Below are 24,514 nucleotides of genomic sequence, written 5' to 3'. Positions count from 1 at the left end.
AAATTCTGCTTTTCGAACAAGCATTCCAAACAGGAAAGACAAACGAGTTTTGATAGTTATAAGAATAGTCAGGAGATCTAACAACACAAATCATAAAAAACTATCTATATCTTTTAAATGTGAGTGCAATTTAAGTGTAGAATTAATAATTAAAAAAAATTTACTTCTTCTATTGCATTTTTTAAAATTTCTTGTATACGAACCGATTTCATATCCTTATAACTAAAAAAAAACACTTGTATAAGAATGATGGTGAACACGAGTATTAATTTACGGTCGTTTTTAAAAAAAAGTTTTATTAATACTAGTATTGATTGACGTGCGGCATAATTTTCAAGCTGCATCCAAATTTTTTAGATCTTTCTATTGTTTCTGCCGCGACGAAAAGAATAGATCTGACCGTTGGTTTCAATAGAAAAACTTTATATCCCCTTAGCATAAACACTTTTTTCGTTCTAAAAAAGTTACTATATCTTCTTCTATCTTCGCAAAATGGAAGAATTGTTGAAACAAATCGAATCTTGCAAAGAAGAAATATCAGGTTTCCAGATATTAAATGCCGATGATCTGGAAGTATTTCGTATTAAATTCCTAGGAACAAAAGGCGCAGTGAAGAACGTAATGGCCGAAATGAAAAATGTTCCTGCTGAAAGAAAAAGAGAATTTGGCCAGGTTCTGAATGCTTTTAAAATATTTGCAGAAGAACGCTTTGAAACGCTAAAAGAAAGCCTTACAGCTGCGACCACCCAAACCGCATCTAATATTGACTGGTCGCTTCCGGGCGATCCTATTCTTGTAGGTACGCGTCATCCTTTAAGCGTTGTTCGCAACCAAATGGCTTCCATTTTCAAACGGCTTGGATTTGCCATAGCTGAGGGACCTGAGATTGAAGATGATTGGCACAACTTTACAGCCCTAAATCTTCCTGAAAATCATCCCGCCCGCGACATGCAGGATACCTTCTACCTCAATCAGAACCCCGATTACCTCCTGCGCACCCACACAAGCAGTGTGCAAGCGCGCATTATGGAAAAGCAAACACCTCCAATTCGCATTATATGCCCCGGTCGCGTATACAGAAATGAGACTATTAGTGCCCGCGCTCATTGTTTCTTCCACCAATTAGAAGGGTTGTATGTTGACGAAACTGTCAGCTTCGCGGATTTAAAGCAAACGTTGTACTTCTTTGTTCAGGAAATGTTTGGGAAAGATGTTAAGGTTCGCTTTCGCCCCAGCTATTTTCCTTTCACCGAACCAAGTGCAGAAATGGACATTAGCTGCACGGTTTGCGCAGGTAGTGGCTGTAGTTTATGTAAACATTCAGGCTGGGTAGAAATTTTAGGTTGTGGTATGGTGCACCCTAAAATGCTCGATAACTTTAATATAGACTCTAACAAATTCACCGGCTTTGCTTTTGGAATGGGGGTAGAACGCATTTGCCAACTTAAATTTCGTGTCAACGATTTGAGACTGTATTCGCAGAACGACATTAGATTTCTTCGACAATTTACAGGTGCTGTTTGAGGAAGTTTTCTGTGTCGAACATGTGCTATAATGAAGCATTCTTGCGTCGCACCCTTGTACAATTAAAACAATTTTACAGCGTTTACCAATTGCTATTATTTCACTTTGGCATTAAATCTGCAACATGGCTTTAATTACCTCAACCTTTTTAACAATCCTTACTTAAACACTTAAATCATCTCTGGCGTTAATGGTTTACATTTGCGCCTTCAATATTTTAATTAGTTTTTAATGTTAGCTATTCTTACTTTTTTCTTCGCTCACTGGTTTCTATCGTTGTTCTTTCACACATTTTTCCTGCATCGTTATGCATCCCACCAGATGTACACGACCAGTAAAACCTGGGAAAAAGTGTTTTATTTTCTGACCTGGTTTACCCAAGGTTCGTCGTTTTTAGTGCCAAGAGCATACGGGGTTATGCACAGAATGCACCACGAGTATAGCGATACGGAAAAGGATCCTCATTCTCCCCACTTTTTTAAGGACGTTTGGCACATGATGCTACACACTGCCAGAATTTACCATTCTTTCCTTACCAACGAAACTTTACCTGAAGAGAAATTCACAAGAGAATATCTGCCCGTTTGGGAAAAACTAGATCGTATTGGATATAGCTGGCCCTCAAGATTATTATTTTCTGCAGCTTACATCAGTTTCTATATCTACTTTGCCCCGTCAATTTGGTGGTTTTTACTGTTGCCGTTTCATTTCTTAATGGGACCAATACAAGGAGCTATTGTTAATTGGTTCGGACACAAGCTAGGATATCAAAATTTCAAAAACGGAGACCATTCAAGAAATTCAACTCCATTTGGAATTCTTTTAATGGGTGAGCTGTTTCAAAACAATCATCATTACGCAAAAGACAGTGCTAATTTTGCTAAAAAGTGGTTTGAATTTGACATGACCTATCTAATAATGCGGGCGTTACATACTGTACGTATTATTCGCCTAAAGCCCACTGCTTTAAGAAGTAATAACACTTCTTATCAGACCCAATTATAATACTCGTTATATCATTAGTTTTGTTTCCTGTTTTATTCTTTTTAAGTTAAAAGAATAAAACAGGATTTTTTTTATTTCGAAATTTGGCTAAAGTAACTATGATTGAGCAATCGGTAGATGAACATGCACCTAATCATGATGAGTATTCTGTAACGGGAAAAAGTTTGGTACTTGTTACCGGTGGTACAGGTCTGGTTGGATCATATGTAATACAACAACTTATTAAAGAAGGCAGGAGCGTTAGAGGTTTATACAGATCAAAAATACCACACGTTCCAGGAAAAGAAAAGGTTCAATGGGTAAAAGGAGACATTTTGGATGTGATATCACTTGATGAAGCATTTGAGGGCATTAGCCACGTTATTCATTGTGCTGCCATTGTATCGTTCAGCTTAAAACGAAAACGGGAACTATTTCTCACAAATATAGAAGGGACAGCCAATGTGGTAAATGCAGCGTTGAGCGCTGGCGTAAAAAAGCTTTGCTTTGTCAGTTCAGTTGCCGCCATTGGTAAAATCAAAAATGGCGGTATAACAAGTGAAAATTTAATTTGGGACGAAGAAAATAATAACAGCAACTACGGTAAAAGTAAATATTTAGCAGAAGTAGAAGTCTGGCGGGGGGTTGCAGAAGGGCTACCAGCGGTAATAGTTAATCCTGCAATTATTTTAGGAGCAGGAGATTGGAACAATGGCTCAACCAAAATATTTAAAACCGCTTACGAGGAGTTTCCGTGGTATACTGATGGAAGTACAGGTTTCGTAGATGTAGAAGACGTGGCTAACGCTATAATACGTTTGTTAGACAGTGACATTACAGGACAACGTTTTATTTTAAGTGCGGAAAACAGGCAATTCAAAGATGTTTTTACAATGGCGGCAAATGCATTTGGAAAAAAACCTCCTTATAAAAAAGTTAGTCGTTTAATGGCTAATATGGCACGTCGTTTCGAAGCAATTAAATCGATGTTATCGGGTACAGAACCTCTGCTTACAAAAGAAACAGCTGAAGCTGCTCAACAACGTGTTTTATTTGATAACACTAAACTGCAAAGTTATCTGCCTTCATTCGTGTATACTCCACTCCACGAAACTATCAAACGGGTATGTACAGAGCTCGTAACAAAAAATAAATTAAGACCCTAAGGTTCACTAACAATCTAGTATCTACCACTCTACTTACCATCTATGGCATAGTTCTTATGCTATTTTTTCTATGTCAAATTCTCCGAAATTTATTGTTGTTGCGGGTACTTCTGCCGGTGGCGTTCGAGCTTTGGAAGAATTAGTTGCCCAACTTACGCCAGATATGGATGCCGCTTTTTTTGTTGTACTCCATTTATCACGAAAGGGTATTGGCGAGTTTCTTTTTCAACGCCTTCAAAAAAGCACGTCACTTCCGTGCAGAGTAGCTACAAATGGTGAAGCCATCGAAAAAGGGGTAATCTACATTGCTCCCCCTGATAATCATTTGCTTGTTTCCCGGGGCAATGTAGTTGTAGGAAGAGGTGCCCGCGAAAACGGATGGCGCCCATCTATAAATAATTTATTTCGTTCGGCGGCTGCCACTTATAACTCAAGAGTTATTGCAATTATTCTCACCGGCTTGCTTGATGATGGTGCTACAGGTATGCGATCAGTTATTCGATGTGGCGGAGCCGGCATTGTTCAGGATCCTAATGAAGCTGATTATCCTGATATGCCATTATCAGTACTTGATGCAATGGAGGTTGATCACGTTGTATCATTATCGAAAATGGGCGCGGTACTTTCTGAGATTATGGATAATAGTGATGATCTAATTGAAACACCTGTACCCCCAGACGTGTTAACGGAGGCAATAATTGACCTACGAGTATCTACGCGTATTGATGATGTAAGCCAATTCGAAAAAATAGATATCAATTGCCCCGATTGCGGTGGAGGGCTTTATTTAGCTCAAAAGGAAGCTCCTGTTCATTTTCGATGCCATGTCGGTCACTCTTATTCAGAAAGAGAACTTTTAATCCGCGTATCTGAAGTCATGGAAAATACCTTTTGGACCTCGTTACGAATGATGGAAGAAAGGCGCACATTGTTAATGACCCTGTTTAAAAAAGATGTTGAACGAGGTTATGCCAAAACATCTGAACGTCACCTTGGTCTTGCAAAGGAAATGGAAGTGCATATCGAAAATCTAAAACGGATATTATTTACGGCCACAGAAGTTGACTAAGAAATTTCTTCAAACTTTTATTTCCAACCACAAATCATGTCGGGAGATGAAAATTTATACAGACTTACTCTTGCTCTTAAACTTTTGAATCGCAGCTCTGCTATGTTCGCTTAAGATTAAACGGCCGCTGATGCTAGCCCTTTCTTTCAAGAGTTCATCCCAATCTTCTGTACCTGCCCAAAACTCTCGTTTCAATTCTTTCATCGCTTCAGGATTACTTTGAGATAAGGTAAAGGAAAGCCTTTCAATCGACTCTTCCATACCGGCAGCTTCAGGGTGTAACTCTGCATACAAACCCTTGCGTTTGGCCCAATCAGCAGAACGCCAGGTATTAGAGTCTATGGTCAATTGAGAAAAAGAAGAAAGACCAATTCTACGCTGAATAGCCGGACCAATAACAAAGGGTCCAATACCTATTGCAAGCTCTGTGAGTTTGATGTCTGCACCCTCTACCGCGATAGCATAGTCTGCCGCGGCTACTATCCCAACCCCGCCTCCAAGGCATTTTCCATGTATGCGTGCTATTACAAATTGAGATGCTTTCCGCATTGCATTTATAACCTTCGCCACTCCGCCAAAGTAAAGTGCCCCTTCCTGCGCACTTGTAATCTTTTCAAGCTCACCAAAAGATGCACCCGAACAGAATACCCGATCACCTCCTGACTTCAGAATAATAACTTTTGTATTTGCATTAACCCCTTCGCTATGTATTGTTTGGGCGAGTGCTTCCAATAATTTTGCAGGCATCGAATTGCTTTGCTCATGGTAAAATTCTATGGTCGTTATACCATGTTCCTTATCCGTTTTTACATACCCGGCATCAAGTTCTGTAATCATAATTTTAATTTTAGGCCGTTACTTTTGAGGGCTAATCTAACAATTGCAAACTTGCTTAGTGCCAAATGTGCTGTACCTCTATGTCGACGGTTACCAACTTCAATTTATATGCCCGCTCCTGACTAACAATGACGGTACAAAAAAAGCCCTCCTATAAAAGGAAGGCGTGCAGTTGGTATTGGTGCGATGTAAAGTTTATTAGCTTCGTTTATCTATCTCGACACAGAGACTGTTAAAAATCTCGTCAACAGATCCCTCACCAGGTATATCAATTACTTTATTGAATTTACGGTAATAATCTGCTACTACCGAAGTTTTTTTGTGATATTCTATAATTCTTGCCCTTACCACTGCTTCACTATTATCATCACTTCTTCCGCTCGTCAGGCCGCGGTTTAATAAACGTTTCACCAGTTCCTCCTCACTTACCTGTAAAGCCAGTACTACCGCAATTTCTGTCTGTTCTAATTGAAGCAAGTTGTCCAAAGCCTCTGATTGAGCTTCTGTACGGGGGAAACCGTCAAAAAGAAATCCATTTACCTGTGGATTTTTTTCAAGGGCAGACCGTATCATTCCTATCACTACATCGTCCGGTACGAGTTCTCCCTTATCCATGAAGTTTTTTGCTTCCAGTCCTAATCTTGTTTGACTCGCAATCTCACTTCGCAAAATGTCGCCCGTAGAAAGATGTTTCAATCCATATTTAGAAATAAGCCTTTCACTTTGTGTACCTTTACCGCTGCCTGGAGGACCAAACAAAATAATATTGAACATTATCGAACTTATCTTGAATAAGCAGCAAATATAAGGGTTGAGTATTAAAATTCCTTTAACAGTTCCGGTTTTTTGCTAGTGTTTCTGCCCATCCGTCACAATAATTTTATAAAACCCTTTAGAAACATAAATCGTATTTCTTTAAATGAAAAAGCTTTTATGAAATTTTGGATCTTTATCGTCGTTACAACCTTCGCATGGTACGGTTGTTATTCTCAAACAGAAAAAAAGATTATTATGGATACTACTAAAAAAGACAACTCTGCTACCCCAACACCTGATAGCAGTAAGGCTATATTGAGTGATGAAGAATATAAAAAAGTTCTTTCACCGGAGGTGTTTTACGTAGCCCGCCAAAAAGGAACGGAAAGGCCGGGGACAAGCAAATTTGAAAACTTTAAAGAGATTGGTACTTATTATTGTGCTGTTTGTGGCAATGCACTTTTTAAAAGCGATACAAAGTTCGAGAGCGGATGCGGCTGGCCGAGTTTTTACGAACCTATTAGTAAAAGTTCCATTATCTATCTGCCTGACAACTCGCACGGCATGACTAGAACTGAAGTTGAATGTGGAAAATGCAAGTCTCATTTGGGGCACGTGTTCGAAGACGGCCCTCCCCCTACAGGTTTAAGATATTGTATTAACGGTGTAGTGTTGGATTTCGAAAAAGCAAAGGCTGCAGAAAAAAGTTTTAATGCACAACCAGCTAAACCTAAAGACCCGAGCTAATTGTTTCCACATCCCTTTATTTAATAATGCTGCTACTTAGATCAAATCTTTTTAGCAGCATTATTTGTTTGAACTGTTTTCTTGCAAAAGTTTTTTTTGAGCAAGCATCCCCAATTCTATTCAACATCGTTGTGTCACTCACTTGAACTTATAGTAAGAAAATCAGCATTTAATTTAACAGCATTTAAAGTCCTTTTAGGGGTTTAGGGTTAATTTTGCTGCATGAAATTAAGCAACCTTGCTGAAACCCTTATCGGTTCAGAAATCGTAAAACTCGGAAACGCTATTAGTGAGCGGGTACGCCAGGGCGAAAAGATTTACAACTTTACTATTGGCGATTTTGATCCCGAAATTTTTCCTATACCACCCGAACTCGAAGAAGCGATTATAGAGGCTTATAAGTCACACTACACAAATTATCCTCCTGCAGATGGCATCCTTGAATTAAGAAACGCTGTTTCCTCTTTTCTAAAAGAATGGGAAGGTTTGGATTACAGTAACAATGAAATTCTTATTGCTGCCGGCGGTCGCCCGCTTATTTATACCATTTTTAAAACCATTGTAGATAAAGGCGATAAAGTAATTTATGCAACCCCGTCATGGAATAATAATCATTACGTGCATATGACCGAGGGGGTTCACTGCATGATTAATGCGGAGCCTGAAAACGACTTCATGCCATTAGCATCTGATATCGCTCCACATATTAATGGCGCTACCTTACTTTGTCTTTGTTCGCCACAAAACCCTACCGGCACCACTATAAGGCAGGACGAACTTGAGAAAATATGCGACCTCGTTTTACAGGAAAACAAAAGACGAGGCGAAAGTGACAAAAAATTGTACGTGTTGTATGACCAAATGTATTGGACTCTAACTTATGGTGACACGGTTCATTATAATCCCATTTCTGTTAGACCTGAGATGAAAGCGTATACCATTTTTGTTGATGGCATTTCTAAAGTTTTCGCTGCCACTGGTGTTCGTGTTGGCTGGTCTTTAGGACCTGCAACTATTATTGCCAAGATGAAAGCTATCCTTAGTCACCTCGGCGCATGGAGTCCAATGCCGGAACAAAAAGCTACTGCTAAATACCTGTTACAAAAAGAAAATATCCAAAACTACCTGGTACATTTTAAAGCAGAAATCGAGGAAAGGCTACGAAGAATATATGAGGGGTTTACCAGTCTGAAAAATGAAGGATTTAAAGTAGATGCAGTTTCGCCCCAGGCTGCTATATACCTGACAATTAAATTAGACTTGGCTGGAAAGACTGTAAAAGGTGGTCGTTTGCTTCAAACTCAGTCGGATGTAACAGATTATTTACTTAGTGAAGCAAAACTTGCTGTAGTACCTTTTTATGCATTTGGAGCTGATAAGGCGTCTTCGTGGTATCGGCTAAGTGTAGGTACTTGCAAAAAAGAGGAAATAAATGAAATGATAGGAAAACTAAGGGAGTCGCTGTTAAAGCTACAATAGTAAATTAAAAAGAGACCTTCTAGGTCCCTTTTTAATTTACTATTGTCAACCTAGTTTTTATTGTTGACAAACTGAAACGACTTTAATTTATTCTTTGTAATTATTCTTTTAATTCTGATCGGATCTCCAATAATCCTGTAACTATTCAAGTCAATAATCTCATTTGCAATGCAAAAATTATCTACAGATTCAACATGAAATAACAAGTTGTGCAACTTTTCTACTTCTAACTGCAACTCTTTCTCGTCAACCGATACTTTTTTTGTTAACACCAACAAATCTCTTTTCGACGATCTCATACTTTCTAAATTGTCTGGAATACTAAACTGAAAATTGTTATCTCCTTTTTAACCAACCGATTTTTTATTGACCATCGGGCAACCGCATCCTTTCGCCGATCTGCTGGCTCCACATCCCGTTAAAACTATTGCAAGGGTAAAAAACAATAATGCGGATATTTGATTTATCTTTTTCATAATTACTCTCTTATTTCTTTACAAAAAGCGGGCAGATTTGTTTGTGACAAAAAAAATTAACATTAAAATCCTTGTTGCTCCGCTAGATTGGGGTTTGGGACATGCAACAAGATGTATCCCCCTTATAACTGATTTACTTAAATTGGGCTGCAAAGTAGTAATTGCTGCAGAAGGAGCGCAGGAAAAATTGTTAAAAACAGAATTCCCCGATCTTGTATTCGTACACTTACCTGGCTACCGCATTAAATATTCTAGTAACCAACGTTTTTTTTTATTAAAAATTATCCTTCAGCTTCCGAAAATTTTTTTTGCTGTAAGAAAAGAGAACCGATGGCTAAAATCCTTTATTTCTCACACCCCTGTAGATGCTGTCATCTCTGACAATCGCTATGGCATGCGGTTGAAGCATTTGCCGTGCGTGTTTATTACGCACCAGCTACTTATTAAAGCACCATTTACTTTTCTTGAAAAGATGGTGCAACGGGTAAATTATGCTTTGATAGGCAAGTTTACTGCTTGCTGGGTTCCTGATGAAAAGGGACAAATTAATCTTGGAGGTGAATTATCGCATCCTAAAAAATTACCTAAAACAGAGTTGCAGTATCTGGGGGGCTTAAGCCGGCTGACAAAGCAGTTGAACTGTAAAATAAAATACGATCTCCTTATTATCCTGTCGGGCCCTGAACCACAAAGAACTTTACTCGAAAAAAAAATGCTGACGGAACTGGAAACTTTTGAAGGCAGTGTTTTGTTAGTCCGCGGTTTACCAGGGCAGAAGAAAGTACTAGAAGCAAGAAAAAATATTGTGATAAAAAACCATTTAGCTTCTGAAGAACTGCAAGATGCATTTTGCGAAAGCAATCTTGTTATTAGCCGAAGCGGTTATACCACTCTGATGGACATTTGCAAACTCGAAAAAAAATCGATCCTAATTGCCACGCCGGGGCAGACTGAGCAAGAATACCTGGCCTCACATTTCGAACACCAGGGTTGGTGCATTGCAGCTTCACAGGCTAATTTTTCGCTACAAAAACTATTAAACGATGCACGACAGTTTGAGTATAAGCTTCCTCAACTGGGTATGCAGTCTTACAAAAGTGTGGTGAAGGAATTCGTTGATAAACTTAGCTATTAACTAATGCTAATGCAGGTTGTATAGCTTTAAAACCGAATAAACGGGCTTCGACTTTTATTTACAATTAGTGTTGTTATCTCACAACAATAAATAGCTTTTTTATTGGTCCAGTTATTAAGATTGGCTCTTAATAAATACGAATAGTTCCGCTTAATGGATAGTTTTTCATTAAGCCGTAATCTTACAAAATTTTAATTCATTTGGGTAATAGTGCTAAGGCTCACTTCTCCGTTATGGCTGCCAACCTGATTTTTGCTGCCAATTATAGTATCGTAAAAATCGTAACTCCTTCCATTATAAAACCTTTTGGTCTAAACGTGTTGCGGGCCCTGGTCAGTGTTTTCATGTTTTGGGGACTTTATTTGATGAAACCGTCAAAACCAGGAATTCGGAAAGAAGACCTTGGACGTTTTATTATCTGTGCTGCAACAGGTATTGTAATTAATCAACTGCTTTTTATAAAAGGACTGTCGCTTACAACCTCTATTCATGCATCGCTGCTAAGCCTTGGGACACCTGTCTTTATAACGATTATTGCAGCATGGCTGCTAAAGGAAAAGCTTACTATAAATAAAATTGCAGGATTAATGCTGGCAATTGCAGGCGGTGTTTTATTAATTACTGCAAAAGAGTTCGCAGGCCACGGAAGCGACATTTTTTTTGGAGATATGCTCGTGCTAATAAACGCTATCTCGTACGGCTTCTTTCTTGTGTTGGTTCGGCCTTTAATGGACGCATATTCTCCGATCCACGTGCTGCGGTGGGTATTTACGCTGGGCACCTTGATGATTCTTCTTTTTGGCTGGAACCAATTTCTTGAGGTTGAGTGGAAAACGATAAGCAGTTATCATTGGGTGGCGCTGGGATTCATAACTATAGGAGCAACTTTTCTAGCCTACCTGCTAAACGTGTACGGCATTAAAACCCTGGGATCTTCGGCAACTGGTACCTACATCTACACCCAGCCTGTTTTTGCCGCTGTTATTGCTGCTTTGGCATTTGGAGAAGGAATAACAATTACAAAAATCATTTCTGCACTATTAATTTTTGCAGGGGTCTTCGTGGTAAATATTAATATGAAGGACGAAAGTGGCGCGGGAATAGATAGGAAATGATGAGTTTTTTTAAACGATCATAAACAAAACGATTATAAAATGACGGTTACGCCGGGAGGTGAAGATTATTGGTTTGTAGTACAAGTGAGTGACACAACAATGTTGATGATGTTATAAAGCTGTGACAACAAAATTTTCTTTCCTACCTCCTGCTAACATCTGTTATTTCATAACCATTGTATCTATTAATTTTTTGAATGGAAGTTAATCAACAGTTTCTTACGGCAAGGCGAATTAGAATAAGCTTATTTTTCTTTTTTTATGGTTTCATCTTTGCCTCCTGGGCCTCGCGCATTCCCAACATTCAGCAGCAACTGAACCTGTCTGAAACCGAGTTGGGGGCGGTTCTGTTAGCAATGCCCGTAGGCTCTTTTATAACCCTGCCTTTTTCGGGTTACCTGACGTCAAAAATTGGAAGCCGAAAAGTAGTTATTGGAGCATCAACAATATATTCTTTTATTTTTTTAGGGATAGGATTTTCGCAAACAGTCTGGCAGCTAACAACCTGCCTTTTTTTGTTTGGGTCTGCAGGAAACATGATGAATATTGCAATAAACACCCAGGCTCTTGAGCTGGAAAAATTATATAGCAAAACTATCATTTCTTCTTTTCACGGTATGTGGAGCGTGGCCGGCTTAGCAGCTGCTTCATTAGGTACCTACTTCATTGGTAGGTCGTTTGCTGTTTCGTCTCATTTTTTGCTGATTGCAGCAATAGCACTTACCAGCTTTTTACTTTGTTCTTCTTACCTGTTAAAAGAGACCCTAAAGAAACAGGACAGACGACCCTTTTTTACAAAGCCGGATAAGGCTTTTTGGGGGCTAGGAATTATTGCCTTTTGCTCAATGATTTGCCAGGGGGCGATGTTTGACTGGAGTGGTGTTTATTTTAAAAAAGTCGTAATGGCTAAACCCGCATTTATTGGAATTGGCTATACAGCCTTTATGATTTCGATGGCGGTAATAAGGTTTGTTACCGATTGGCTGACAGAAAGCATTGGGTTTAAAAAGATAATTGTTTGGTGCGGCATTTTCACGACTGTAGGTTTATTAGCTACTGTTTTTTTTCCCTATTTGTTGCCGGCAACAATAGGGTTGCTATTAGTGGGAATGGGTGTATCGCCCGGGGTTCCATTGGTTTTTAGTGCTGCCAGTAAATCTAAAATTCTGCCTCCACCGGTAGCAATCGCTGCCGTGTCTTCAATTGGTATGATTGGTCTTTTGATTGGTCCGCCTATCATAGGTTTTATTGCAGGTGCCACCAGCTTAAAGACTTCTTTTTTAATTCTTTCTTTTTTTGGCGCAGCAATTATTGTTACTGCTTTAAACTTGAAGAAACAGGAATGATTTGATGAAGAGTACTTCAATGTGCAATTGTGCAATGTGCAATGTGCAATAGGCAAGAAGCAATATGCAATATGCAATGTGCAATATTAGGCAAGGTTTAAAAAAAGCAATTTCATTGCACACTGCCTACTGCACATTGAAGATTTGTTTTATCAGCAAAACTTTTGGTAGTAATGGCTATTCCGCCACCACGGGCGCATCCTTCCAGTTCCACAAATGCAGGCAGGCATAGGTGCGGTAAGGAGCCCACTTTGAAGATATTTTAAGCATTTTTTCCTTTACTGCTTTTTTATCTTCAGATGCTATTTTGTACACCTTTATCATCGCTTGTTGAATGCCAAGATCGTCTACAGCAAAAACATCTTCGCGACCAAGTGTAAACATCAGCAACATTTCTACAGTCCATTTACCTACACCTTTTATCTGGGTTAGCAGACTGATGATGTCTTCGTTACTTAAAGACAAAAGTTTTGTATCTGTTATTTCATGTTCGAGGCAAAATCTTGCAACGTTTTGTACATAATTTACTTTGGCATTTGAAAGGCCGATACCACGCAAAGTTTCAAAAGGGGTATCAAGTACCAAACCCGGCTCAGGTTCCTCTCCACCAAATATTTCAAGAAAGCGGTTGTAAATTACTTTGGCCACTTTGGTACTTAGCTGTTGGCTCATAATGCTGGCCATTAATCTTACCGGAATGTTCTGGCGCATTTGTAACAGCGGTAAAGGTTCTTTTAGAACTTTTGCCAGTTTCTTATCTTTCTGCAAGTGAAGTAGATAATCCATTTTTTAAAATTAATACATCGTGCCTTACATTGTGTGATGGCTGATACAAAAACCAAATGGCATGAAAACAAACAAACCAACTGTAGTTTTTAAAAAAATATTTTATCTCCTCATAATTATTGTTTTGCCGATTGTAGCACAAGCCCAAAGTGCAGATGAACAGGCAATAAAACAAGTACTTGAAAAACAATTACAAGGGTGGAACAAAGGCAATATGGAAGAATACATGAAAGGCTATTGGCAAAGCGATAGCCTACTGTTTATTGGAAAGAGCGGTCCGAAATGGGGCTATGAGACTACCCTTGAGAATTACAAGAAAGGTTATGCCGACACTGCAGCCATGGGAAAGCTTCAATTTGATTTGTTGCAATTGCAGAAACTGGCTGTGGACTATTATTACGTAACAGGCAAATGGGCATTGAAAAGATCGATAGGCGATGTGCAGGGTTACTTTACTTTGCTCTTTAAAAAGATAAAAAACAACTGGGTAATTATTTCAGATCATAGTAGCTAGCATACACACTTTACCCCTTCGTAAACCACATCTTTTTATAAATAACAATAAGAATAATGGTACTTACTATTAACCATATATAAAACAAAATATTCCCCGTTCTAATATGTTCTCCTACAAAAGCATTGTCGCCTTTTATGGCAGCAGTGGCAGTAATAGCGAGCCAGCAAAAAGCAATCGTCAGGCTTTTACCAACACGCCTTAAAAAAGCGACCATCTCGGGTTCCATCTGTAATGATTTATATAAATTTTCGGGTAGATGTAAAGTTACATGTAAGTCTTGTATTACTTAATCAGCAGGTTTTCGAAGTCTGCACTGTCGCCGTTAAAAACATTAAAGTCAACTGGCATCCCAATCCCATTTACTCTTCCCTTTTCACTGTGTTGCCAGAAGATCCACCGACGGCGAATGCGGGGCCGATCTTTTTCGAGGTAGTGAGCCGCCCACAAAGGGTAGTCATCAAACTCGCCAGACATGTAGCTTGAATAGAAATTTACGTAAGTATATATAATAGGTTTTACCTTATAATAATCCTCAACAATGGTAAGCCAGTCCTGTACTTCTTTGCGCATTTTCTCCGGCTTTACCCCGTATAACTGTTCAATATCTAAAACGGGGGGTAAGTCTCCCGGTTCAAGGCTTACCCGGCTGATAAAGTTTTCTGCCTGTTTTTTACCGCTTTTGGTAGCCAGAAAAAAATGGTATGCGCCCCTTACAATACCCGCTTCCTTCGTTTTCTTCCAATTGCGCTTAAACAACCGATCTGTATTTCCCAAACCTTCAGTTGCTTTAATAAAGGCAAAACCGATGCGCACATCACGTACTTTCATCTCTTTAACCGACGGCCAGTCTATATAACTCTGGTATTTGCTTACGTCTATACCATGTATTTCATAAGAGGCAGGCATGTCAATTCCAAAGGCAGGATAACGTACAAATTGAGCATGGTTTATTTTTAAAACTTTGTACCAAATGTAGGCACTCAAACCAGCTCCAACCATAATAGCAGGGATAATGAACCACCATTTATTAACCGACTTTTTTCTTTTGGTTTTGCGTTTCGCCATAGCACAGCAGCATCTGCTGTAACAAATATGACTAATAATGTGTGAAGTAAAATTGAAAACTTTCAGGTAGCCGGCATAAGTATTCTATTTAGCATTGCTTGCGACGCTCCTTTCAAAACGGTATCAATGCGCAGCTTTTACCGGCTACAAAGTGGTAAGCTGCAGATAAAAAGAAGGGCTTTTTGTTGCTGATGCCATGTGCATGTAGGTACAAGAGTGCGACGCAACAACAGCTAAAACATGTTATTACGCCTGGCCTCAAAAAGAACATTACGTGCTTAATTCTTTGCTCAATCTAATAACCGCAGATATGGCTGATTAAATTTTAACTGCTTTAATACGCAATACAAGCTTTAATTTTACATCATGCCTTATTTCAATCTGAATGACAGCTTAAACTTAATCTCTAAGATAACGCCTGCGCGTGGCTGGAATGCATTGAAGGTTTGGTCCAGTTACCGGCTCAGCAGAATTTTAGGCAGGCCAATACAATGGGGCTACCCAATATCCGTTTCGTTTGAACCTACTACATCTTGCAACTTACGCTGTCCCGAATGTCCAAGTGGTTTACGAGCCTTCACCCGTCCAACCGGGATGCTTAAAAAAGACTTTTTTCGACGCACTATCGATGATATTTATAAAGAACTTACTTACCTGGTATTTTATTTTCAAGGCGAGCCTTACCTGAATACTGAGTTTTTAGACATGGTGAAATATGCCACAGATAAAGGCATTTACACAGCAACCAGTACAAACGCGCACTACCTGACAGACGCAAATGCGAAAAAGACCGTGGAAAGCGGCCTTGACCGTTTGATTATTTCAATAGACGGAACTACGCAAGACGTGTATAAACAATACAGGGTCGGCGGAAACCTTGAGAAAGTAATGCAGGGCGCTAAGAACATAGTGAAGTGGAAAAAAGAGCTGAACAGCAAAAAGCCATTTGTGTTTTTTCAATTTTTGGTAGTTAAACACAACGAGCACCAAATTGAAGAGGTTAAACAACTGGCAAAGGAAATAGGTGTTGACCAGGTGCGGTTTAAGACAGCCCAGGTGTATGACTATGAAAACGATCCAAACAACCTAATTCCATCTATAGAAAAATATAGCCGCTACCGTAAAGGTAAAGACGGAAAAATGAAGTCGAAAAGCGGGTTGGGCAACCACTGCTGGAAGCTTTGGCAGGGCAATGTAATATCGTGGGACGGGTTAGTTGTACCATGTTGTTTTGATAAAGATGCTGCACACCGTTTGGGAAACCTGCAGGTGCAAACCTTTAAAGAAGTATGGAACAATGATAACTATAAACAGTTTCGGAAGGAAATTATGACCAGCCGCAAAAACATTGACATTTGTGCGAACTGTAGCGAGGGGCTGAAAGTGTGGGAAGACTAGCCTTGTTTTAATTATTGCAATTACCTAACTTCAATTACATCAATTTTCAAAATAAGCAGAATGGGCATCGAAAAAGAAATTCCTAAAAGCTATTTTCGCAGCCACAGGCATAAGGCACTGGTAAACGTCTTATTCACTTCCAATTGGATTTCTGAAAGACTTAAAAAATTTCTTGAAGCTGACGATATTACTCCTCAACAATATAACATTCTCCGCATTCTTCAAACCAGCGACATTCCCCTTTCTACTTTGAAAATAAGAGAACGGATGATGGATAAAATGAGCGATACAAGCCGCATTGTTGAACGTCTGCTAAAGAAGAAATTGGTAAACAAACAAGTATGCTCTTATGATAAAAGACTTGTGGATGTAACCATTAGCGAAACGGGGGTTCAACTTTTGCAAAAGCTGGATAAAAAAACGGATGAGCTAGACTCTATTATTTCCAACCTCACCGACCATGAAACAGACTCCCTTAATGCTTTGTTGGACAAATTGAGAGAAAAAGGATAGGGGGGTTTTGTTGCAACACATCAAAAAAAAAAAATAGTAAGAGCGCATGAGGAGTTTTATTGTTACGGTATTTTCAATCTTTTTTTCAATTGTTTCGCTAGCACAAAAATCACCACAATACGAATTCAGAGCAGTATGGATTGCAACAGTTGACAACATCGACTGGCCAAGCAGAAAAGGATTGCCTGTTGAAAAACAAAAAGAAGAATTTATTCGGCTGCTCGACATGCACCAACGAAACGGAATGAACGCGGTGGTGATGCAAATACGCCCGGTTGCAGATGCTTTTTACCCCTCGCGTTTCGAACCCTGGAGCGAATACCTGACAGGTAAACAAGGCCAGGAGCCAAATCCGTATTACGACCCTTTGCAGTTTATGATTGAAGAAACGCATAAACGGGCAATGGAATTTCATGCATGGATGAATCCGTACCGGGCTGTGTTCAATGTTAATCGTTCTTCGATTTCGCCAAACCACGTTACAAAACTATTTCCTCAATGGTTTCTCACTTATGGAAGTACCAGGTATTTTGATCCGGGACTACCAGAGGTGCGTGATCATGTAAACAAAGTTGTAAGAGATTTAGTGGAGCGGTACGACCTTGATGCCATTCATTTCGATGACTATTTTTATCCGTACCGGATAGCAGGCAAAGAGTTTCCAGATGCTGCAAGTTTTGCAAAATATGGCAACGGGATGGCCATAGGTGACTGGCGTAGAAGCAATGTTGATTCTATTATAATAATGCTTGGCAAAACTATTAAAAGCGCCAATCCCAGGGTAAAGTTTGGTATTAGCCCATTTGGTGTATGGCGGAATAAAAGAACCGATCCGCGTGGAAGCGACTCTAAAGCCGGCGTTACTAACTATGATGATTTATATGCCGACATTCTGCTGTGGTTACAAAATGGCTGGATTGACTATGTAGTGCCACAGTTGTATTGGGAAACAACGCATCCTTACGTTGGATTTTATATGCTTCTTGATTGGTGGGCCAACAACACTTTTGACAGGCAGTTGTTTATCGGCCAGGGTATTTACAGGGCACTGGAACCAAAAAGTCTTCCATGGCATAAGAAAAACGAATTGCCTAACCAGATAAAGGCAATCAGGGAAAATGGTATCGCACAGGGCAGTGTCTATTTTAGCAGTGCTACCTTTTCAAAAAATCCGAATGGCTGGAACGACTCCCTTAGAAATAATTATTATAAATATCCGGCGCTGGTTCCGCCAATGCATTGGATAGACAGCGTACCACCGCTGGCTCCTTTGTTCGATAAACTAAAGCGTGACGAGTTCAGGATTTATTATCGTGGAGCAGAGCCAATTAAAGGTTTTGCCGTTTACACCTTACCGCGGCGTGAAGACGAAAACATAAACAATGCTACCCTGGTTCAAGTAATTGTTGCAGACAAAACCATTGATATAAACCTCGATGACATTCCTACACCAGACAGGGAAAGAATTTTCATTTCTTCCATTGACAGAAATAACAATGTTAGTGAATGGGTGAATTTGAAATAGAGGATTTTTTTTATGGTAAGCGGTAGCTTGCTTCTATTGCTTCTCTGGTTGTGCAAAATTACTTGTAATTGCGTGTGCGAGAATCGCCACGTGACAGGTGTCAACGTGCCAGCGGAACATTTAGCAGATAGAAGTTTGAAGATGCTTTTTAACGTCCCATTTGGGATGTCCGTTGTTTCAATAATACAGGTTTCATTCTACACCAAACATTCTTATAGAACGTCAACACAAGAACCTTTTTCTTTCCCTCCTTCCCCCTTGGTTGCCAGGAGGTGTTTCGACCGGGTAGCACGTGTACGGCATCTCTACACCGGGTTTCCTAATCCCTTGCTTACAAAACCCGCCGCGACATAAACAACAGACGTTTGCACCAGATGCAACAAGCGTGATCATAGTGGCTGCAAGATTTACCTCTAAACTTTTTTATTTTCTTCCCGCTTCTATCTTATAACTTTATCCAGTTCTAAAACAATAAGCTTTATGAAATTTCTTTCCCGCACTTTTCTTCTGGCAATTTTATGTGTAACAGCTATGTCTATGATAAAACAAAAAAAGACACGAATTGTATTTTTCGGAGATTCGATTACCCAGGCAGGCGTTGGTAAAACGGGCTATATTACCAAGATGCAGGAGATGCTTCAGCAAAAAGGAACAGCAGCACAATATGAATTAATGGGGGCAGGCATTGGAGGTAATAAAGTATACGACTTGTATCTGAGAATGGAAGATGATGCACTTGCCAAAAATCCTGATGTAGTAGTAATTTGGGTAGGCGTAAACGACGTGTGGCACAAAGCTTCTTCAGGAACAGGAACAGACGCCGACAAGTTTGAAAAATTTTATACTGCAATGATTAAGAAGTTCCAGGCAAAAAACGTACAGTTGGCCTTGTGCACGCCCTCAACAATTGGTGAAAAGACGGATTACTCAAATCAGCAGGATGGGGATTTGAATAACTATAGCAATATTATCAGGAGGCTAGCAAAAGCCAATAACTGTAAGTTAATTGACTTGAGAAAGGATTTTCACGACTATAACGTAAAGAACAACACAGATAACAAAGAGTCGGGCATACTAACTACCGACCGGGTTCACCTGAATGAAAAAGGCAACACTTTTGTTGCAGAAAGGATGATGGAAGGCCTGGGTTTGAAGTAATAAGCAGCAATAAGCCAGACGCCAAAGAAGTTGAACAGCAATAAACTGTTGCAGTGAGTGACACAACAAAAGCCCGGCAGGGGGCAAAAGTTCAACGAAAAAAAATAAAAAACAAACAGGGCAACTAATAATTGCCCTGTTTGTTTTTTTACCCAGGTTAGAAGAGGCTTAAGCAAATTTTGAATTGTTAAACTACTAGAATCAACAGGTTTTAAATAGGTAATTACAGTTTGTATTAAGAATTTTGCTAATTATTAAGTTGTATGAAATTGCTGGTAAGTTCAGTTATTGCATTGTTACCGTTGTTTGCTGTATGCCAGTACTCAACCAAAAACTTGCATACGATTAAACGCCCTGAATATGTTTTAACTCCTGATTCTCTCGCCCGCCAACTTACTGCTAACTATACAACTGATCGCGAAAAGGTTACTTCCATTTTTCGCTGGATAACAGAAAACATCACCTACAACGTACGACCTTTCTATAACGCTACTCACAACCCTTCCACTGCACATTTGCCGGATGATGACGATACCGCGGCGCTAAAGTCCTTAAGCGAAAGAGTGGCTGTTGATGTTTTAAAAAGAAGAATTGCTTTTTGTGATGGGTATGCGAGATTATTTAAAACGATGTGCGATTACTCAGGTATCAAGTCAGAAGTGATTACCGGGTATGCTTCTACTAATATCGGCAGAGCAAAATTCAGGTCTAATCATCGTTGGAATGCAGTGTATCTGGATAGCGCATGGCATTTGCTTGACCCGACGTGGGCAAGTGGTCACTTAACTTACAGCACCAACGATTTTATACAATCCTATAACAATCACTACTTTTTAACCCCTGCACAGGACTTTGCCCGGGATCATTACCCCGAAGACCTTCACTGGACTCTTTTGCCTGAGCCACCTTACCGAAGCGAGTTTCGCAGTTCCCCTTTTAAAACCCATGGTTTTTTAAAATTTAATGTACGTTCTTTTAAACCACAGGCGGGAGTGATTGACGCCGTCGTAGGAGATACTCTACGTTTCGAGTTGGAAACGTTTAACGAAAAGAACCACATGATGGTGCTGGATACTGCCTTTGTAGACTCTGCCGTTATTGCTACCGCCAGGCACGATATATTTAAAAACACGGCAGTTATTTCAGGCGATAAAGTAAAATATACTTACATCGTTTCTTCAGATGCTGACAAGTGGTTAAGCATTGTAATGAACGATGAAGTGATTATGCGGTATAAATTAAACATCAGGAAAAACTACACTGCAGCTAAATAAGCTGTTTTTAAAAATCGCTCTTGGTACGCGCCTAATCAGGGAAACCCGAACTGGCAGGTCGAAGCATCAAAGCAGACCTATTATTTAACCTATTTTAGTTTACTTCTGCACAAATAGCAACTTACAGCTGGGTCATAATTTTTTAAATTTTAAACCCGTCTTCGCCCCAAATCGTGTTTTGAAGATTTCCCGATTATTTATCTTTTCCCTCTAAAAACGCTTTACTATAATTAGCCTTCCATAGGTCATAGCGCTTAAACTGGTTTTGTAGACGCGGTTGAAAATTGCTCCAATTGCGGGCCTCCTTAGGACTCCAAAGCACTTCGCTTAAAGCGCTCATCCTTGGAAAAACCATGTATTCAATTTTGCTTTCGTAAGGCATATATTCTGTCCAAACATTTGCCTGGGCGCCTAATACATACTTCCCCTGCTCCTCGTTTAACTCTTTAGGCACGGGTTCGTAGCTGTACACTTTTTCAAGAGGAAGATAACCGCCGATATGCAAAGAATCTTCTTTTTGTACCTGGGAATGATCAAAGTACACGTACGTAGCAGGTGTCATTATCACTTTATGATTTTGCTTTGCTGCAGCAATACCGCCTTCTTCTCCCCGCCAACTCATAACAGTAGCATTAGGTGCGAGCCCGCCTTCCAGTATTTCATCCCAGCCAATTATTTGTCTTCCCTTGCCATTAAGGTACTTTTCGATTCTTTGTATGAAATAGCTTTGCAGTTCATGCTCATCCTTCAACCCCTGCTCTTTAATTCTTGCCTGGCAGCGCGGACAAATTTTCCAATTTGTTTTCGGGCTTTCGTCACCTCCAATATGTATATACTGTGAAGGAAACAAGGTGAGTACCTCGTCTAACACATCTTGTATAAATTGAAAAGTTGAGTCTTTACCAGCGCAAAAAACATTATTAAACACGCCCCATCCCTGTTGAACCTGGTAAGGGCCTGTACCGGGACAACCTAAAAACGGGTAAGAAGTAAGCGCTGCCTCAGCATGACCGGGCATTTCAATTTCAGGAATAACAGTAATACGGCGGTCAGTTGCATACTTCACTACTTCTTTTATTTCATCTTGTGTATAAAAACCACAATAGCGAATACTGTCGTTGCCAATACCCGGATGATGCCCGATAATTGTTCCATTGCGACAAGCTCCAATCTCTGTTAATTTGGGATATTTTTTAATCTCCATTCTCCAACCCTGGTCTTCAGTCAAATGCCAGTGGAAGTAATTCATTTTATGAAGAGCGATATAATCAATATATTTTTTTACAAATGATACAGGAAAGAAATGGCGGCCAACATCAAGATGCATTCCCCTATAAGCAAAACGAGGAGAATCAACTATCGTAACCGCAGGAACTGCAAGTGAAGAACTGACCTGAACAGGCAATAATTGAATTAAAGATTGTATACCATAAAAAGAGGCATTGTAGGTGTCGCCAACAAGTCTGATTGCATTAGGAGTAACTGTTAAAGTATACCTATCTGTAGCAGGCGCTCTAGTAGATTTCCTGGTAGAAATCTCGATAAATTTACCCGATTTTTGCTTGTTAACAGGAAGCTTAAATCCATAGATTTTAAAAAGGTAATCATTAAAAAAGTTCGCCGATTTAACGTCTTCCTTGTCAATTGCTGAGATGATCGTTTTCTGACTAATTACAAAATCCCCCTTTCCTTCCTTCACACTTACCGGTTGAGGTATGATACTTACCCGTTGGCAACAGGCTGTAAAAGAGATTACAATAAGAAACAAAAAAGTGGCTAGGTGTTTTAGCATAACGATTTTTTTAAATTATACGTTCTGTGAGTACCGTTAATGTGCTATGCATTAGCAAGCGACCGGTCAAGATGAACATAACCGCCGTCCACATGTATTATCTGGCCTGTTGTATGACTCGATTTTTCGGACAATAAAAAAGCAACCATGTTTGCAATTTCTTCAGGGGTCGTCATTCTTTGTTCTAACGGAATTTTTGCTGTTATCTCTTTCAACTTCGCTTCAGGATTTGACAGCGTTTGTATCCAGGTTTCATATTGAGGCGTCCAGCTTTCGGCAACTACAATGGCATTTACACGAATGCGATATTTCAATAGTTCCACTGCCCACTCCCGCGTCAAAGCGTTTCGGGCGCCGTTAGCAGCAGCATAAGCAGAAGTATTACCTTGCCCGGTCTCAGCCGTTTTAGACGTAATGTTTACAATGCTCCCTCTCGACTTAATCAACTGCGGAAGTGCAAAATGCGCCAGCAGGTAATAGTGTACCACATTTCGATGCATAGATGAAATGAAACCTTCATAACTTCCCTTTTCCAACCCTATTCCGTCATTTACGCCGGCATTATTCACCAATCCTTCTATTCTACCAAACTTTTCAATAATAGTTTTAATTACTTTTTCACACTCCTCTGGCCTCGTCAATTCTGCTTCCACCTCGAAAGCTTTTCCGCCTGTTTCAGCAATTTCATTTATTACTTTATTATTATCCTCCGCATTCCTTCCAACAATAACCGGGATGGCTCCTTCGGCTGCCAATACTTTTGCAATCCCTTGCCCTATGCCTTTTGCTCCACCCGTTACTATAATTATTCTGTCTTTTAACTGTAAATCCATTTAAAATCGTTTATGGCATTAATAAAAAAGTAATCGTCAGCCCTTCGAAAGCTTATGTCATTTTTTGTAGACGAGCTTTTAAAACTGTATTCAACATCCTTGTGTCACTCCCTTGTACTTGTTATTCTTTATTGAGCTTTTCTTGCCGACGCTCAATACTTATTTTGCAGTATACGCCCTCACAGTCTGTCTTGAAGTTCCTAACCCGTCAATGCCCAGTTCCATCACATCACCCTCTTTCAAATACAATTGAGGGTTCATTCCCAACCCAACACCTGCAGGTGTACCGGTAGAAATAATATCTCCGGGAAGCAACGTCATGTACTGACTAACATATGCCACAACAAAGGGTACATTAAAAATTAGATTAGCGGTAGTGCCATCCTGCATCATTTTGCCGTTCAACTTCAACCAAAGGCGCAGGTTTCCTACATCCTTTATTTCGTCTTTTGTAACAAGCCAGGGACCCAAAGGAGCAAACGTATCGCACCCCTTTCCCTTATCCCACGTACCACCTCTTTCTAATTGAAACTCTCGCTCGCTAATGTCGTTGTGCAGGCAATATCCCGCTACATAATCCATAGCCTCAGCTTCTTCAACATAACTTGCTCTCTTACCAATTACCACCGCCAACTCAACTTCCCAGTCTGTTTTCTTTGAATTTTTGGGCATGATAACATCGTCATTAGGACCACACAAAGCAGAGGTTGACTTTAGAAAAATAACAGGCTCAGAAGGAGGGGTGGCATTGGTTTCGCGTGCATGATCTATGTAATTTAAACCGATACAAATTATCTTAGAAGGCCTGCCTACAGGACTTGCTAATGGCGTGTCCGCAGCCAATTTTTCTAGCTTATTTTCATTTATAAATTGTTCCAACCGACCCAGGCCGTCATTCTCGAAAAATTTTTCATCATAGTCCTCTCCAAAAGAAGATGCATTGTACAAGTCTTCATTTATCATTACCCCTTGCTTAACCTGGCTACCGTTTAGGAATCGTACCAATTTCATATGTCTGT

24 protein-coding genes are annotated in these 24,514 nt (G+C 39.8%); 15 read left to right on the top strand and 9 right to left on the bottom strand.

Features of this window, described 5'->3' with window-relative positions; genetic code table 11:
* Positions 1-492 precede the first annotated feature (492 nt).
* From pheS to JWR87_RS03590, 4 genes are all read left to right on the top strand, one after another.
* Positions 493-1,524 (top strand): phenylalanine--tRNA ligase subunit alpha, encoded by a 1,032-nt coding sequence (gene pheS, locus JWR87_RS03605; protein WP_366090084.1) that lies wholly within the window; start codon positions 493-495, stop codon positions 1,522-1,524.
* Between the two features lie 231 nt (positions 1,525-1,755).
* Positions 1,756-2,529, top strand: coding sequence for an acyl-CoA desaturase (locus tag JWR87_RS03600; RefSeq protein ID WP_297815667.1), 774 nt, complete (start codon positions 1,756-1,758; stop codon positions 2,527-2,529).
* A gap of 98 nt (positions 2,530-2,627) precedes the next feature.
* The gene (locus JWR87_RS03595; protein ID WP_297815665.1) at positions 2,628-3,674 is read left to right on the top strand and encodes an NAD-dependent epimerase/dehydratase family protein; all 1,047 of its coding nucleotides are present in this window, start codon (positions 2,628-2,630) and stop codon (positions 3,672-3,674) included.
* A gap of 70 nt (positions 3,675-3,744) precedes the next feature.
* A complete protein-coding gene (locus JWR87_RS03590) occupies positions 3,745-4,743 on the top strand; it encodes a chemotaxis protein CheB (RefSeq protein ID WP_297815663.1) in 999 nt (332 codons plus the stop codon).
* 54 nt (positions 4,744-4,797) lie between these two features.
* Here the strand turns inward: JWR87_RS03590 and JWR87_RS03585 are convergent, their stop codons facing one another.
* On the bottom strand, positions 4,798-5,580 hold the full coding sequence (locus JWR87_RS03585) for an enoyl-CoA hydratase/isomerase family protein (protein ID WP_297815660.1): 783 nt from the start codon (positions 5,578-5,580) through the stop codon (positions 4,798-4,800).
* A 198-nt stretch (positions 5,581-5,778) separates the two neighbouring features.
* Positions 5,779-6,354 (bottom strand): adenylate kinase, encoded by a 576-nt coding sequence (locus tag JWR87_RS03580; RefSeq protein WP_297815658.1) that lies wholly within the window; start codon positions 6,352-6,354, stop codon positions 5,779-5,781.
* A 159-nt stretch (positions 6,355-6,513) separates the two neighbouring features.
* Here JWR87_RS03580 and msrB point away from each other — a divergent pair, with 159 nt between their 5' ends.
* Both msrB and JWR87_RS03570 read left to right on the top strand, forming a co-directional pair.
* Entirely contained in the window at positions 6,514-7,083 is a 570-nt protein-coding gene (msrB, locus tag JWR87_RS03575; RefSeq protein ID WP_297815656.1) for a peptide-methionine (R)-S-oxide reductase MsrB, read from the top strand.
* A 222-nt stretch (positions 7,084-7,305) separates the two neighbouring features.
* Positions 7,306-8,562: a pyridoxal phosphate-dependent aminotransferase gene (locus tag JWR87_RS03570; protein ID WP_297815655.1), complete on the top strand. Its 1,257-nt coding sequence runs from the start codon at positions 7,306-7,308 to the stop codon at positions 8,560-8,562.
* A 50-nt stretch (positions 8,563-8,612) separates the two neighbouring features.
* On the opposite strand, the gene JWR87_RS03565 is transcribed toward JWR87_RS03570, so the two are convergent.
* Positions 8,613-8,861 carry a hypothetical protein gene (locus tag JWR87_RS03565; protein ID WP_297815653.1) on the bottom strand — a complete coding sequence of 83 codons (249 nt, stop codon included), beginning with the start codon at positions 8,859-8,861 and terminating at the stop codon, positions 8,613-8,615.
* Positions 8,862-9,081: 220 nt separating this feature from the next.
* Between JWR87_RS03565 and JWR87_RS03560 the strand changes: the two genes are divergently transcribed.
* From JWR87_RS03560 to JWR87_RS03550, 3 genes are all read left to right on the top strand, one after another.
* Positions 9,082-10,173, top strand: coding sequence for a glycosyltransferase (locus JWR87_RS03560; protein ID WP_297815651.1), 1,092 nt, complete (start codon positions 9,082-9,084; stop codon positions 10,171-10,173).
* A gap of 200 nt (positions 10,174-10,373) precedes the next feature.
* Positions 10,374-11,288, top strand: a complete 915-nt coding sequence (locus JWR87_RS03555; protein ID WP_297815649.1) for a DMT family transporter — start codon at positions 10,374-10,376, stop codon at positions 11,286-11,288.
* Between the two features lie 197 nt (positions 11,289-11,485).
* Positions 11,486-12,634: an MFS transporter gene (locus tag JWR87_RS03550; RefSeq protein WP_297815647.1), complete on the top strand. Its 1,149-nt coding sequence runs from the start codon at positions 11,486-11,488 to the stop codon at positions 12,632-12,634.
* Between the two features lie 177 nt (positions 12,635-12,811).
* On the opposite strand, the gene JWR87_RS03545 is transcribed toward JWR87_RS03550, so the two are convergent.
* Positions 12,812-13,420 (bottom strand): DNA-3-methyladenine glycosylase 2 family protein, encoded by a 609-nt coding sequence (locus JWR87_RS03545; protein ID WP_297815645.1) that lies wholly within the window; start codon positions 13,418-13,420, stop codon positions 12,812-12,814.
* A gap of 61 nt (positions 13,421-13,481) precedes the next feature.
* Between JWR87_RS03545 and JWR87_RS03540 the strand changes: the two genes are divergently transcribed.
* Positions 13,482-13,934, top strand: a complete 453-nt coding sequence (locus JWR87_RS03540) for a nuclear transport factor 2 family protein (RefSeq protein WP_297815643.1) — start codon at positions 13,482-13,484, stop codon at positions 13,932-13,934.
* 10 nt (positions 13,935-13,944) lie between these two features.
* On the opposite strand, the gene JWR87_RS03535 is transcribed toward JWR87_RS03540, so the two are convergent.
* Complete coding sequence (locus tag JWR87_RS03535) at positions 13,945-14,163, bottom strand: hypothetical protein (RefSeq protein WP_297815641.1); 219 nt, start codon at positions 14,161-14,163, stop codon at positions 13,945-13,947.
* 56 nt (positions 14,164-14,219) lie between these two features.
* Positions 14,220-15,002: a GH25 family lysozyme gene (locus JWR87_RS03530; protein WP_297815639.1), complete on the bottom strand. Its 783-nt coding sequence runs from the start codon at positions 15,000-15,002 to the stop codon at positions 14,220-14,222.
* Positions 15,003-15,368: 366 nt separating this feature from the next.
* On the opposite strand from JWR87_RS03530, the gene JWR87_RS03525 reads away from it, so the two are divergent.
* The 5 genes from JWR87_RS03525 to JWR87_RS03505 all read left to right on the top strand — a co-directional run bounded on the left by JWR87_RS03525 (position 15,369) and on the right by JWR87_RS03505 (position 20,870).
* Positions 15,369-16,400, top strand: coding sequence for a radical SAM/SPASM domain-containing protein (locus JWR87_RS03525; RefSeq protein WP_297815637.1), 1,032 nt, complete (start codon positions 15,369-15,371; stop codon positions 16,398-16,400).
* Positions 16,401-16,460: 60 nt separating this feature from the next.
* Complete coding sequence (locus tag JWR87_RS03520; RefSeq protein WP_297815635.1) at positions 16,461-16,913, top strand: MarR family transcriptional regulator; 453 nt, start codon at positions 16,461-16,463, stop codon at positions 16,911-16,913.
* Between the two features lie 46 nt (positions 16,914-16,959).
* Complete coding sequence (locus JWR87_RS03515) at positions 16,960-18,438, top strand: family 10 glycosylhydrolase (RefSeq protein WP_297815633.1); 1,479 nt, start codon at positions 16,960-16,962, stop codon at positions 18,436-18,438.
* A gap of 537 nt (positions 18,439-18,975) precedes the next feature.
* Positions 18,976-19,596, top strand: coding sequence for a GDSL-type esterase/lipase family protein (locus tag JWR87_RS03510; protein ID WP_297815631.1), 621 nt, complete (start codon positions 18,976-18,978; stop codon positions 19,594-19,596).
* Positions 19,597-19,859: 263 nt separating this feature from the next.
* The gene (locus tag JWR87_RS03505) at positions 19,860-20,870 is read left to right on the top strand and encodes a transglutaminase domain-containing protein (protein WP_297815629.1); all 1,011 of its coding nucleotides are present in this window, start codon (positions 19,860-19,862) and stop codon (positions 20,868-20,870) included.
* A 193-nt stretch (positions 20,871-21,063) separates the two neighbouring features.
* Here JWR87_RS03505 and JWR87_RS03500 read toward each other — a convergent pair whose 3' ends face one another.
* The 3 genes from JWR87_RS03500 to JWR87_RS03490 form a co-directional block, all read right to left on the bottom strand.
* Complete coding sequence (locus tag JWR87_RS03500; protein ID WP_297815627.1) at positions 21,064-22,662, bottom strand: beta-N-acetylhexosaminidase; 1,599 nt, start codon at positions 22,660-22,662, stop codon at positions 21,064-21,066.
* 44 nt (positions 22,663-22,706) lie between these two features.
* Entirely contained in the window at positions 22,707-23,495 is a 789-nt protein-coding gene (locus JWR87_RS03495) for an SDR family oxidoreductase (RefSeq protein WP_297815625.1), read from the bottom strand.
* Between the two features lie 159 nt (positions 23,496-23,654).
* Positions 23,655-24,506, bottom strand: a complete 852-nt coding sequence (locus JWR87_RS03490) for a fumarylacetoacetate hydrolase family protein (protein ID WP_297815623.1) — start codon at positions 24,504-24,506, stop codon at positions 23,655-23,657.
* Positions 24,507-24,514 lie beyond the last annotated feature (8 nt).

Source organism: Segetibacter sp. (assembly GCF_025963695.1).
Lineage (GTDB): Bacteria > Bacteroidota > Bacteroidia > Chitinophagales > Chitinophagaceae > Segetibacter.
This window is presented reverse-complemented; position numbering and strand designations above follow the sequence as displayed.